The organism is Haloferax gibbonsii (assembly GCF_001190965.1).
GTDB classification, from domain to species: Archaea; Halobacteriota; Halobacteria; order Halobacteriales; family Haloferacaceae; genus Haloferax; species Haloferax gibbonsii.
On sequence record NZ_CP011947.1, the window covers coordinates 2,312,781 to 2,325,446 of the forward strand.

General features: G+C 68.3%; 10 protein-coding genes. 4 read left to right on the forward strand and 6 right to left on the reverse strand.

The features are described 5' to 3' along the window. The first annotated feature begins 52 nt into the window (after positions 1–52). Positions 53–3,301: a carbamoyl-phosphate synthase large subunit gene (gene carB, locus ABY42_RS11730; protein WP_050459586.1), complete on the forward strand. Its 3,249-nt coding sequence runs from the start codon at positions 53–55 to the stop codon at positions 3,299–3,301. Between the two features lie 146 nt (positions 3,302–3,447). Further along, positions 3,448–4,200 (forward strand): SDR family oxidoreductase, encoded by a 753-nt coding sequence (locus tag ABY42_RS11735; RefSeq protein WP_050459587.1) that lies wholly within the window; start codon positions 3,448–3,450, stop codon positions 4,198–4,200. A gap of 18 nt (positions 4,201–4,218) precedes the next feature. Here ABY42_RS11735 and ABY42_RS11740 read toward each other — a convergent pair whose 3' ends face one another. After that, a complete protein-coding gene (locus ABY42_RS11740; protein ID WP_004975382.1) occupies positions 4,219–5,040 on the reverse strand; it encodes an NAD(+)/NADH kinase in 822 nt (273 codons plus the stop codon). A gap of 174 nt (positions 5,041–5,214) precedes the next feature. Here ABY42_RS11740 and ABY42_RS11745 point away from each other — a divergent pair, with 174 nt between their 5' ends. Continuing rightward, on the forward strand, positions 5,215–6,336 hold the full coding sequence (locus tag ABY42_RS11745) for a KaiC domain-containing protein (protein ID WP_004975380.1): 1,122 nt from the start codon (positions 5,215–5,217) through the stop codon (positions 6,334–6,336). Between the two features lie 95 nt (positions 6,337–6,431). Here ABY42_RS11745 and ABY42_RS11750 read toward each other — a convergent pair whose 3' ends face one another. From ABY42_RS11750 to ABY42_RS11765, 4 genes are all read right to left on the reverse strand, one after another. After that, entirely contained in the window at positions 6,432–7,283 is an 852-nt protein-coding gene (locus tag ABY42_RS11750; RefSeq protein ID WP_050459588.1) for a hypothetical protein, read from the reverse strand. Between the two features lie 153 nt (positions 7,284–7,436). After that, positions 7,437–8,108, reverse strand: coding sequence for a nitroreductase family protein (locus ABY42_RS11755; protein WP_050459589.1), 672 nt, complete (start codon positions 8,106–8,108; stop codon positions 7,437–7,439). Positions 8,109–8,269: 161 nt separating this feature from the next. Continuing rightward, a complete protein-coding gene (locus ABY42_RS11760; RefSeq protein ID WP_004975376.1) occupies positions 8,270–8,713 on the reverse strand; it encodes a universal stress protein in 444 nt (147 codons plus the stop codon). 105 nt (positions 8,714–8,818) lie between these two features. Further along, positions 8,819–10,780: an ATP-binding protein gene (locus ABY42_RS11765; RefSeq protein ID WP_004975374.1), complete on the reverse strand. Its 1,962-nt coding sequence runs from the start codon at positions 10,778–10,780 to the stop codon at positions 8,819–8,821. Positions 10,781–10,915: 135 nt separating this feature from the next. Between ABY42_RS11765 and ABY42_RS11770 the strand changes: the two genes are divergently transcribed. Next, positions 10,916–11,329 (forward strand): DUF7113 family protein, encoded by a 414-nt coding sequence (locus ABY42_RS11770; protein WP_049905088.1) that lies wholly within the window; start codon positions 10,916–10,918, stop codon positions 11,327–11,329. Positions 11,330–11,371: 42 nt separating this feature from the next. On the opposite strand, the gene ABY42_RS11775 is transcribed toward ABY42_RS11770, so the two are convergent. Next, positions 11,372–12,646, reverse strand: coding sequence for a DNA double-strand break repair nuclease NurA (locus tag ABY42_RS11775; RefSeq protein ID WP_050459590.1), 1,275 nt, complete (start codon positions 12,644–12,646; stop codon positions 11,372–11,374). Positions 12,647–12,666: the final 20 nt, after the last annotated feature.

Genomic DNA, 12,666 nt, shown 5'->3' on the forward strand with positions numbered 1-12,666 from the left:
ACCTCGTAATTTTTCGCCGGACTTATTACGATGTGCGGATTGGATTCCGACGATGACTGACGAGGACACCTCGACCGGACCTCAGCAAGGTACAGAGGACCGGACGATTTTGCTCATCGGAAGCGGCCCAATCCAGATTGGACAGGCGGCGGAATTCGACTACTCCGGCGCGCAGGCCTGCCGCGCGCTCCGAGAGGAAGGCGCGCGAGTTGTCCTCGTCAACTCGAACCCCGCGACCATCATGACCGACCCCGAGATGGCCGACAAGGTCTACATCGAGCCCATCACGACCGAGGCCATCTCCGAGATTATCGAACGCGAGCGCCCCGACGGCGTCATCGCCGGACTGGGCGGTCAGACCGGACTCAACGTCACGGCCGAACTCGCAGAGGAAGGCGTCTTAGAGGAGTTCGACGTGGACATCATGGGCACGCCGCTCGACACCATCTACGCGACGGAGGACCGCGACCTCTTCCGCCAGCGCATGGAGAAAATCGGTCAGCCCGTCCCGAAGTCGACGACCATCTCGCTGGAGGAAGACGAGGCGGTCGAGAACATCACCGAGGAGGCCCTCGAAGAGCGCGTGGAAGCCTCCGTCGACGCCGTCGGCGGCCTGCCGGTCATCTCGCGGACGACCTACACGCTCGGCGGCTCCGGCTCCGGCGTCGTCCACGAGATGGACGAACTCGTCTCCCGCGTCCGCAAGGGACTTCGCCTCTCGCGCAACAGCGAGGTGCTCATCACGGAGTCCATCTCCGGGTGGGTCGAACTCGAATACGAGGTGATGCGCGACGCCGACGACTCGTGTATCATCATCTGCAACATGGAGAACATCGACCCGATGGGGATTCACACCGGCGAGTCCACGGTCGTCACGCCCTCGCAGGTCATCCCCGACGAGGGTCACCAGGAGATGCGCGACGCCGCGCTCGGCGTCATCCGCGAACTCGGTATCCAGGGCGGCTGTAACATCCAGTTCGCGTGGCACGACGACGGCACCCCCGGCGGCGAGTACCGCGTCGTCGAGGTGAACCCGCGCGTCTCGCGCTCCTCCGCGCTCGCCTCGAAGGCGACCGGCTACCCCATCGCCCGCGTCACGGCGAAGGTCGCCCTCGGCAAGCGCCTCCACGAGATTACCAACGAAATCACCGGCGAGACCACCGCCGCCTTCGAGCCCGCAATCGACTACGTGGTCACGAAGGTCCCGCGGTGGCCCAAGGACAAGTTCACCGACGTGGACTTCGAGCTCTCGACGGCCATGAAGTCCACCGGCGAGGCGATGTCCATCGGGCGCACCTTCGAGGAGTCGCTTCTGAAGGCGCTCCGCTCGTCCGAGTACGACCCCGCCGCCGACTGGGACGAGGTGTCCGACGAGGAACTCGAAGCCGAGTACCTCGAAACGCCGACCCCCGACCGCCCGTACGCCATCTTCGAGGCGTTCGAGCGCGGCTACACCACGGAGGACGTGGTCGAACTGACCGACATCCACGAGTGGTACGTCGAGCGCTTCGGCCGCGTCGTCGAGGCGGTCGAGGCCGCCTCCGAGGGCGACTTCGCCGCCGCCGCCTCCGCCGGCCACACCAACGCCAGCATCGCCGCGGCGACCGGCACGAGCGTCGGCGAGGTCGAACAGAACGTCCCCGGCCGCACCTACAAGCAGGTAGACACCTGCGCCGGCGAGTTCGCCGCGCAGACGCCGTACTACTACTCCGCGCGCAAACCGGAGTTCTTCCGCGGCCCCTTCGAGGGCGACTCGGCCGGTAACGAACTCCGCGTCGACCGCGACATGGAGAGCGTCGTCGTCGTCGGCGGCGGTCCCATCCGCATCGGGCAGGGAGTCGAGTTCGACTACTGCTCGGTCCACGCGGTGCAGGCGCTCCGCGACATGGGCATCGACGCGCACGTCGTCAACAACAACCCCGAGACGGTGTCGACGGACTACGACACCTCCGACGGCCTCTTCTTCGAGCCCATCACGGCAGAAGAGGTCGCCGACGTCATCGAGGCCATCGACGCCGACGGCGTCATGCTCCAGTTCGGCGGGCAGACCTCGGTCAACATCGGCCACCCGCTCGAATCCGAACTCGACCGCCGCGGCGTCGACTGCGAGATTCTCGGCACGACCATCGACGCGATGGACCTCGCCGAGGACCGCGACCGCTTCAACCGGCTGATGGACGACCTCGGTATCCTCCAGCCCGAAGGCGGCTCCGCGACCAGCGAAACAGAGGCGCTCGACCTCGCCAACGACCTCGGTTACCCCGTGTTGGTCCGCCCGTCGTACGTCCTCGGCGGCCGCGCGATGGAAATCGTCCACTCCGACGCGGAGCTCAAGGAGTACATCGAGGAGGCAGTTCGCGTCTCCCCCGACAAGCCCATCCTCATCGACGAGTTCCTCGCCGACGGCGTCGAACTCGACGTCGACGCCGTCTCCGACGGCGAGAACGTCCTCATCGGCGGCGTGATGGAACACGTCGAGGCCGCCGGCGTCCACTCCGGCGACTCCGCCTGTATGATTCCGCCGCGCTCGCTCGACGACGAGACGATGGCCCGCGTCCGCGAGGTCACGGAGGACATCGCCAGCGCCCTCGACACGGTCGGCCTGATGAACGTCCAGCTCGCGGTCAAGCAGAACGAGGAGGGTGCGAACGACGTGTACGTCCTCGAAGCCAACCCGCGGTCCTCGCGCACCGTCCCGTTCGTCTCGAAGGCGACGGGCGTCCCGATCGCCAAGCTCGCGGCGAAGGTCATGGCCGGCAACTCGCTTGCCGACCTCGACGTGAGCGAGCAGATTCCCGAGCAGGTGTCGGTCAAGGAGGTCGTCCTCCCGTTCGACCGCCTGCCGGGTTCGGACCCGCGTCTCGGCCCGGAGATGAAGTCCACGGGCGAGGTCATGGGAACCGCGACCTCGTTCGGGAAGGCCTACGAGAAGGCCCAGTCGGCCGCTAACGACCCGATTCCGGCCGACGGCACCATCTACGTGGACCTCGCGGACCCCGAGTTCCCCGACGCCGACAGCGAGGCCGGACAGGAACTGCTCGACGCCTTCGGCGAGTACTACGAGGTGCTCACGCCCGAGGACGTCGACGACTTCCTCACGATGCTCCGCGAGGACAACTTCGACTTCGTCGTCTCCCGCGACCGCGAGACGCTCATCGACTGCGTCGAAGAGGAGGTCAGCTACTTCTCGACGTACGCCTCCGCGAAGGCGGCCCTCGAAGCGCGCGGCGCGGCCGACGAGGACATCGACGTGCTCCCGGTCGGCGAGCGCCCGCGCGTCGTCGCCAACTGGGGTCAGTAACGAGCCGATAACGCACGCGAACCCCCGACTCGATTCCTCGATTTCTCACCGACTCGCCTCGTCTGTTCTCCCGGCCGGCGACCGCCGCCGCCCCGGACTTTTGACGCGTTCCCGAAGGTTATTGAGCCCCGCACCCATGCGCGGGTATGGCACGCAATCGCGGTCGCGTCCTCCTCGCCGGTGCGACGGGTCGGACGGGCCGACACGTCCTCGACGCGTTGGCGGACACGCCTCTCGTCGTCAGGGCGCTGACCCGCGACGCCGACGCCGAATCCGACCTCCGAGCGCGCGGTGCGGACGAGGTCGTCGTCGGCGACCTCCTCGACCCCGACGACGCCCGGCGGGCGGTCCTCGACGCCGACGCCGTCGTCTCCGCGGTCGGCGTCTCGGCGGGATTCGACGCAATCCGCGGCGACCTCGTCGACGGCGCGGGCGTCGAGAACCTCGTGGACGCCGCGACCGCCTCCGGCGCGCAGCGGTTCGTTCTCATGTCTTCTATCGGCGTCGGCGACTCGAAGGGCGGACTCCCGCTGTCGCTCCGCGCGATTCTCACCGCGTCGGGCGTCCTCTCGGCGAAGGAACGAAGCGAGACGCGGCTTCGAGACGCGCCGCTCGACCACACGATTATCAGGCCCGGCGCGCTCACCGACGCCCCCGCGACCGCCGACGTGGTCGTCGGCGAGGGCGGCGACTCGGTCTGCGGGAGCGTCCCGCGCGCGGACGTGGCGAACGTCCTCGCGCACTCGCTTTTCACCCGCGAGACCGAAAACCGGACGTTCGAGGTCGTCTCCCGACCCGGACTCCGCGGCCGGCCGGACAACGTGGTCGACATCGACTGGACGCCGCTCCCCCGCGCCGAGGCGTCGGGCGACGAGGGCGAACGAGAACTCGCGGAGTAGCCGACCGCGGCGGCGCGCTCAGTCGAGTTTTCCGAGCGCTTCGAAGAAGTCTGAGGTCGGACCGGCGAGTCGAACCGGCGAGTCGGACCGCTCGATACGTATCTCCGTCGGCGGCGACACCGTCCGCCGGGTCCGCCCGTCGCCGACGACGACCGCCGACGCCGCGTCGGTGACGCTGACGGTCACGGCCGCATCGAGCGGGACGACGAGCGGCGGCATCCCCTCGGCGGCGGCCATCTCGGTGACGACGAGTCCCTCGACGCCGGGGTGGACGAGCGGGCCGCCCTCGCTGAGGTTGTAGGCGGAGCTCCCCGCGGGCGTCGTGACGAGCACGCCGTCGGCGTGGCCGCCGGAGTACACGGAGCCGTTCACGCGGACTTCCAAGTCCGCGCCGCCGCCGTGACCCCGGCGCGGCCCGTGGACGACGACCTCGTTCATCGACGGGTCCATCTCCCAGCCGTCGCCGCTGGCGACGATGCGGGGGACCTCCCGAATCGACTGGCTCCCCTCGCGGAACGCGGCGACCTCGGCCAACACCTCGTCGATGGCGTCGTCGGGCGAGACCGCGTTCAGGAAGCCGACCTCGCCGAGGTTGACGCCGAGGATGGGGACGCCGTCGGCACCGCGGGCGGCGTAGAGAAACGTTCCGTCGCCGCCGATGCTCACCACGAGGTCGCAGTCGTCGAGCGACTCGACGGGGACGCCCTCGACGCCCAACTCCTCGGCGGTCGCCGCGTCGACGACCGCCTCGGCGTCGACCTCGGCGAGCGCCTCGCTCGCGTCCGCGGCGAGGTACGCGGCCCGGCTGTTGCCCTTCTGTGCGACGATGCCGACCTTCATGCCCCGCGGTTTGGCGTCCCCGGGCAAAAGCCCACCGTCACGTCGCCCGCCCCCGTCTCCGCTCGACGCCGCGCGGTAGCTCCGCGCACGGGAAACGTTCATCACGACGCCTGCCTACCTTGAGGTGATGGCAGGCACGGACGCCGGCCGCGCTGTCGTTCGGTGGTGGCTCCCGTGAGTGACGACGACTGGTTCGAGCGGGCACTCCGCGAGCGCGACGACGGCGAGACCGACGCAGACGACGCGGACCCGGACGAAAGCGAGCAGCGCGACGACGGCGAGACCGACGGGTCTCCCGGGAGCGATGCGGTCGCGAACCCCGCGGACGAGCCGTCGGAAGACACCCCCGAGAACGGGACCGGCGGCGTCGGGGAGCCTCTGTCGTTCGAGGACGGCGACCCACTTGACGGCGATGACGCCCCCTTCGACGGTGACGACGACCCGTTTTCGACCGACTTCGCCACGGCGTTCGAGAACGCGCCGATGCCCGACGCGGGCGGCGGCCTCGGCGGCGAGCAGTCCGGCGACGAGTTCGGATTCGGCCCCGGTCCGGGGGAGTCGGAGCCGCCGTCGTTCGACGACGAGGAGCTCGATTCCGACATCGACCGCATCGACATCGGCATCGAGGGCCTCGACGACATGATTCTCGGCGGCGTCCCGGAGCGGTCGCTCATGGTCACAATCGGGAGCGCCGGGACCGGCAAGACGACGTTCGGCCTACAGTTCCTCCGGAAGGCGCTCGAAGACGGCGACAGCGGCGTCTACATCACGCTCGAAGAGAGCCGCGAGCGCATCCTCGACACCGCCGACGAGAAGGGGTGGGACTTTTCGAAACACGAGTCCGAGGGTCGACTGGCCGTCGTGGACCTCGACCCCGTGGAGATGGCGAACAGCCTGTCGAGCATCCGAAACGACCTCCCGCGGCTGGTCGAGGAGTTCGGTGCCGACCGGCTCGTCCTCGACTCCGTCTCGCTTTTGGAGATGATGTACGACCACCCCTCGAAGCGCCGCAGCGAGGTGTTCAACTTCACGCGGTCGCTGAAGGACGCGGGCGTGACGACGATGCTCACCTCCGAGGCGGACCAGTCCAACCCCTACGTCTCCAGACACGGTATCGTCGAGTACCTCTCTGACGCCGTGTTCGTTCTCCAGTACGTCCGAAACGACGACTTCCGCGAGACGCGGCTCGCAATCGAGATTCAGAAGATACGCGACGCCAACCACTCCCGCGAGACCAAACCCTACGAACTCACGAACGAGGGCATCAGCGTCTACCAGCAGGCGAATATTTTCTAGAACCCACCTCGTTGAGGTCGCCCAGCGAGCCTCGTTTCGAGCCGTGTCCCCGCTCACCAACTGGCTTTCCGCGAGCCTGCTCGCGGGGAACGCATTCAGGCTCTTCCTCCGACCTCTCCGACGCCCTCGCTCCCCGAGTTACTGGGGAGCGCGGTCACGTACGTGACAGCGAGCGCCGCGGCGACGAGCGCGGGAACCACGGTGAACGCGAGAGAGACGAACGAAACGGTGACAGCACCGCCGGTGGCGAGGAGGAACGTCCCGAGCGTGAGCGTCGGTGCGAGGACCGCACCGAACACGACGCCGACGCCGGCGAGGACGTACCCCCACGGACGACCCTGCCAGAGCCAGAGGCTGGACAGTCCGAGGGCGGGAACGACGATGCTGAGGTCGATGAAGTGAGACGCCATGGCCTGTGGGCCGACCTCCTCGACGAGACGCGGCGTCGTCCCCGCGAGGGTCGCCGGGACGAGTTCGGAGAGCCACAGGAACGCCAGTCCCGCTGCGACGAGCAGCAAGAACCCGGCGTAGAGTCGTTTCGGGAGGTCGCCGACGAGCGTTTCGGCCACCTCGCCGGCGTCCGTCGTCACGACGCCGCCGACGAAAGTGAAAACCGAGAGACAAAACAGGGCGACGTACCCGAGGAAGAACTGGTTGAACGCGACTTGCAGGCCTATCGACGCCCACATGTAGGTCATGTACGCGAGCGCACCGAGCCAGACGAACCGGCCGCGGTGCGACCCCTGAACGGTAAACCAGAGGCCGATTGCCAAGGCGGGGACACCGACCACGAGCATCGTCACGTCCTGTGCGAACAGCTGTGGGCGGAACGCCGGGGCGTCGAGATAGTGTCCGGGCCGGAACAGTCCGAGGAGGGACGCGACGACCGACAGGACGCCGACGCCACTCGTCGCGACGACCTGCCAGCGTCGAATGCGGGTTCTCATCACCGAGTCACCAGAGACAGGTACGAGGGGAACCGAAATAGTCGAGTTTGTCGTTCCTCACGGAGCGAGAATCGGCGCTCGTGAGGGACGGCTCGTCGGGGCGTGAACGGCGGGAAAATCGGGGGATTTCGGGGGTGTGGTGGAGCGTTCGAGTCAGTCGTCGGCGGGCGTCGCGGCGACCTCTCGCTCCGGCGCGAACTCCTCGAAGTGGACGACCTCGTCGACGGGGCGGCGGTACTTGCGTTCCGCCCGCAGCTCGTCGGCGTCGTCGGCGGGGATACCCATCGTGAGAAGCATCACGGGCTCGTACCGCTCGCCGTCGATGTCGAACGCGTCGAGGACGGCGTCGGCGTCGAATCCGCCGATGGGGCAGGAGGCCACGCCCTCGTCCCACGCGGCGTACATGAGCGACATGGCGACCAGCGACGTCGAGCGGACGGTCCAGACGCGGCGCTCCTGTTCGGGGAGGTCCGCCATGCCGGCGATGTTTTCGAGGATGCCCTCGCGGACCTCCTCGCTCGGCAGGTAGCCCTTCTCCAGCATGTCGTCGGTGACGGTCTCGGCGTGGGCCTCGGGGTCCTTGTTACCGAGCACGATGACCGACGCGGCGGCACCGGTGACGTGTTCTTGGTCGTACGCCGCCTCGCGGAGCGCCTGCTGTGTCTCGTCTTCGCGCAGCACGACGAACTCCCACGGCTGGAGGTTGTAGCTCGACGGTGCCTGCACCGCGTTCTCGAATATCGTTCGGAGGGTCTCGTCGTCGAGCGACTCGTCGGCGTAGTCGTGAACCGAGCGGCGAGTCGTTACGACCTCTGTGAATTCCATTGATGCCCGCGAAGGGCGGCACCGAAATAGGGCGTTGCAATCCGGTCGAACCGGCCGATTCCGGTGTGCTCGCAGTACTCGTATCATCACGCTACTGGGTGACGACCGTGTCACCGCGAGGTCGGAGACACGGTTCTGTGGCGGCGTCCGCTCGCCGCGACTCACCTGACGATCGTCACCGGCACCGGCGACCGCCGGAGGACCTCCTCGGCGACGCTTCCGAGCAGGATGCGCGAGACGCCGGTTCGGCCGTGGCTCCCCATCACGACGTGGTCGTAGCCGGCGTCGTCGTCACCGTCGCCGTCCAGCACCTCGACGATGACTTTCTGCGGGCTGCCGACCTCGATGCGGTCGGTGACCGACCTGTCGGTGTCGACGAGCCCCACCTCGGCTTTCACCTCGGCGAACGTCTCTCTCGACTTTCGTTTCTCCGCTTGAAACCACTCTTCGGAGCCGCTGAGCGCCCGCTCTCGATAGTCGGCGTCGGCGGGGTTGATGACGTTCAAAAGCGTGAGTTCCGCGTCGGGCCACTCCGTGGCGGCGAAGCGGACCGCGGCGACTGACTGCGGCGACCCGTCGGTCGGAACGAGCACGTGTTCGGCCATGTCGCGGCCTACTCGGTCGCGGGCTAAAAATCCGCCCGGCGGGCGCGGGCCGGGACAGCCGCGACCCGGTCGCCTGCGACGGGCGGCGCGGCGCGTTCCGGGTGCTCAGTCGCCGTGTCGCGTCACGCAGGTCGAAAGCCCCGTCAGCTCGACGGGCTCGGAGTTGTCGGGCGAGTAGACGACCATCTGCCCTTTCTCCATGTACGGCACCTTGTCTTCGAGGTTCGGCGGGATGTTGACGCTCTTGATGGCGTCTTCGTCGCCGAGGTTGAGCACGACCTTCGTGTTCACCTGCTTGAACACCGGGTCGGCGATGTCCTGCGGGTCCTGCGTGATGAGGAACAGGCCGAGTCGCTCCTTTCGGCCCTGCTTGGCCGCCTCGGTGAACTTCTGGATGACCTTCCGCGCCTGTACGGTGTCGGCGTCGGTGAGGAAGTTGTGCGCCTCGTCCATCCCGAGGACGACCGGCGTCTCCTTGATGCGGTCGCTCGACGGGTCGTTCGAGAGCTTGTCGTCGATGAGCAGCGCCGAGACCGCGAGGACGAACAGCTCCTTCGCCCGACTCGACGAGAGGTGGTAGGTCGGCACGACCGTCAGCCCGCCGGGCCGGACGAGCTGGTGGTCGAGTTCGGTTATCGGCCGGGCATCTTGGTCGAAGACGCCGCTCGGCACGCCGCGAACTCGGCGCTTCACCGCGTCGAAGGTCGCCTCGTGGACCCGGCCCGACTCGTGGAGTTCCTCTTTCAGCGCCGGGTCGTCGAGGAACGTCAGGAACTCCTGATACGTCCCCGAATCGCCGTAGTTCCGGAAGAAGCGGTTCAGGAGTTCGGTGAGCGCCGGGTACTGGTTGTCGTTGAGGCTGCTGCCGGCGACGAGCCACGGGAGGTCCCGCGCCATCGAGAAGGGGATGGTGAACTCCAACTGCTCGGCGCGGTGGTTCGCGCCGGGGTACGACGACCCGGCCATCTTGGGGACGAGCGCGACGGTGTCGTCGTGGCCGCCGTGGGCGACGCCCTCGCGCTCGTAGCGCCGGGCCGTCTCGTCGTCCATGTCGGGGTTGTCGTCGTGCATCTGGGCGTACTCGTCCTGCGGGTCGAACTGGACGACCGCGGTCTGGACCTCGCGGCCGTCGTCCATCTCGTAGCTCCGTTCCGCCGAGAGGTACTGCCGCAGGATGTTCTTCGAGGCGTGGGTCTTCCCCGACCCGGTGCCGCCGGCGACGAGCGTGTGGCGGAACACGAGCGGGTCGCCGTCGGTGTAGTCGTCGTTCAGGCGGTAGTCGATGGTCGGCGGTCGGGCCGCGGTTCGGACCTTCTCGCCGCCGACCGAGAGGTGGCCGAGGAAGACGCCCTCCTCGGGAATCTTCAGGCCGGTCTTGATCTGCGTCGCGTCGGTGGCCTCACCGACCGTCGCCTGCGGTTTCGGCACGCGGTCGACCATCCGCCGTTTGAGGTCGCCGCGGTCGGAAAAGAGGACGGCGATGGGTTCGAGTTCCGCCATGAACTTGAAATCGCGCTCCTCGAACTCGTCGGCGGGGCGGCGCATCGCCCGGCGGGCGTGAATCTCGGTCGCGTCGTCGGCCTGGAACTCCTGGGCGTACTCCAAGCCGACGATGCGACAGAACAGCAGTTCGTCGTCGGGATAGGGGACGACGAGGTACTTTCCGAGGCGAACGCGCTCGCGGTTGCCCGCGGTCACGAACGCCCGGAGCGCCGTCCGCTCGGGGTCCTCCGACACGCGCAAGCCCTGCGAGACCGCAATCGCGCCGACGCCACGCTCGTCGCCGACGGGGTCGGCGTCGTAGTCGTCGAACTGCAGGTCGTCCGCCTCGTCGGTCACGCCGCCCGTGTCAGTCGAACCGGCGTCGTCGCGCTCGCCGGAGTCGGTTTCGACGCCATCGCCGTCGGCGGCGCTCGCGGCGGCCGCAGTTTCGGCTCCCGCGGCGGCCTCGGAACGCTCCGAGCGCCCGTTTCCGGCGGCGTCAGCGGCCGGCCCGTCTCGGTCCGCGTCGGACGAGTCGTCGGGGTCGTCGCCGGCGAAGTCGCTGAAGTCCCCCAAATCGGTCATGTTCCAACGCTTGCGGGCGGCGAGTAAAAAGCCACGCGTCGGCGACGGCGCGCGGTTCCCCTGTCGAACGGTCCCGAATGACGCGCTCTCGGGCCGTCGCGTACGACTTTTCCGTGTCGCGCACCTAGCCCGGCTATGTTATTGGTCCGCGGTCACGGCGGCGGCACGGCACTCACCGGTACGATATTCGAACGGGGGGAGCAAGCGCCGACCTACCGCGGCGCGCCGGACGAGGACGCGCCCTACGTCTGGGTCTGCGACGAGTTCTACGAGGTCGAAAGCGGCGGGTCGGAGACCGAAATCGACGGCCGGACGATTCGGGTCGCCTTCGACACGCCGCTTCCCCGCGGCTTCGACACCCGCGAGCAGGCGCTGTCGGCGGCGAAAGAACACGTCAGGACGCAGTTCGCGCGGGTCGGCGTCTCCGCCGCCGACGTGCGAGTGGAGGTCGTCCGGCCCGAAGAGGAGGGAACCCCGGAGGACGAACAGCCGGACGCGGCGGACCGCTCCGCCGACGAAGGCTCTCCCGAGGGCGACGCGTCGCTCTGAGGGCGGTCGGTCGCCGGGGCGCGCGCTTCGGGCGCACCACTCTCACTCGTCGGCGTCGACCCAGCGGATGTTGTCGTAGCTCTTCATCTGGTCCGAGTCGAGTTTCTCCGAGAGCTTTCGTCTGAGCGCGGCCTTCTCGCCGACGCTCACCCGCGCGAGTTCGTCGGCCTTCTCGACCGCCAGCGGCGGCCCGCGCGTGGCGGCCACGTCGCGGACGACGTGGTGCATCAGGTCGGCGCGGCGGTCCGGGTCCTTCGTGAACGCGTAGGGCGCTTCGACCCGGTAGCAGACGTCGGTTCGGGGGTCGTACAGCACGAAGAACGTCACCGTGTACGCCTCGGGGTCGAGCTTCCGCTCGATGCCGAACGCCTCGCCCTCGGCGCTCAGTTGTCGGTCCGACCCGCCGCGCGAGACGAACCAGCTCGTGAACGTGAGCTCCTCGGTGCGGCGCTCGTCGCCGTCGGGGCCCTCCCGGCGTTCGAGCAGGTTGACGAAGAAGGCGGCGTCGTCGACCCACGGTCGCCTGCCGGCGTCGTTTCCGTCGAGCTGTTTTCTGACCGTGCGGACGACGTGTTTCGCGCCGGGGTTCTTCACGAAGCCGGCGAGCGGCACGTCCCGCTCGACGAACCGCTCGACGAGTCGGATGTAGTTCTCGACGACCGCCTTCGGCTTCGCGTCGCGCGCGAGGTCCTTCAGCTCGGCGTCGCGGTCGCGCCAGTTCAGGAGTTCCTTCGGGTACACCGGCCCGTCGAGGATGAGCAGGTCGGAGACGGCGTCGGCGTGTTCGAGCGCGTGGGCGCTCTCGGCGAGGTAGAGCGCGAGCGCGTGGACGACGCCCTCGGCGTAGCGGTTGACCCGCGGGACGCTCAGGACGCGCCGGCGGCCGTAGCCCTCGTCGGACCGGAGCCACTCGTCGGTGTCGAAAAACTGGACCGGGTCGTGGGTGTGGGCCGCCATGACGATAGAGCGGTGTCGGTGGAGGTCGAGGTCCGACGGCTCGGCGGCCATCGCGGCGTGGGCCACGTCGAGGACGAGCCCGTTTTTGAACGTCGTCGGGTTGATGGTCCCCGAGTCGAGGCCGTGGACGGTCGGAAACGGCGACTCGGTGAGCGCCACGTCGTCGATGGCGGCGGCGTGGAGGCGCTGTTCCCCGAGCGGTTCGACGATGGGAAGTCCCCCGTCGGGCGATTCGAGGGGGTCGAGCCACGATTCCCAGACCGTCCGCGCGAGGTCGTCGTAGTCGGCGTCGTCGACCGAGTCGGCGATGGAACTCGCCATGGACGCGATGTCGTCCACGTGGACGGGGTCGAGGGTCATATCTCGGCGTCGTCGCCGAC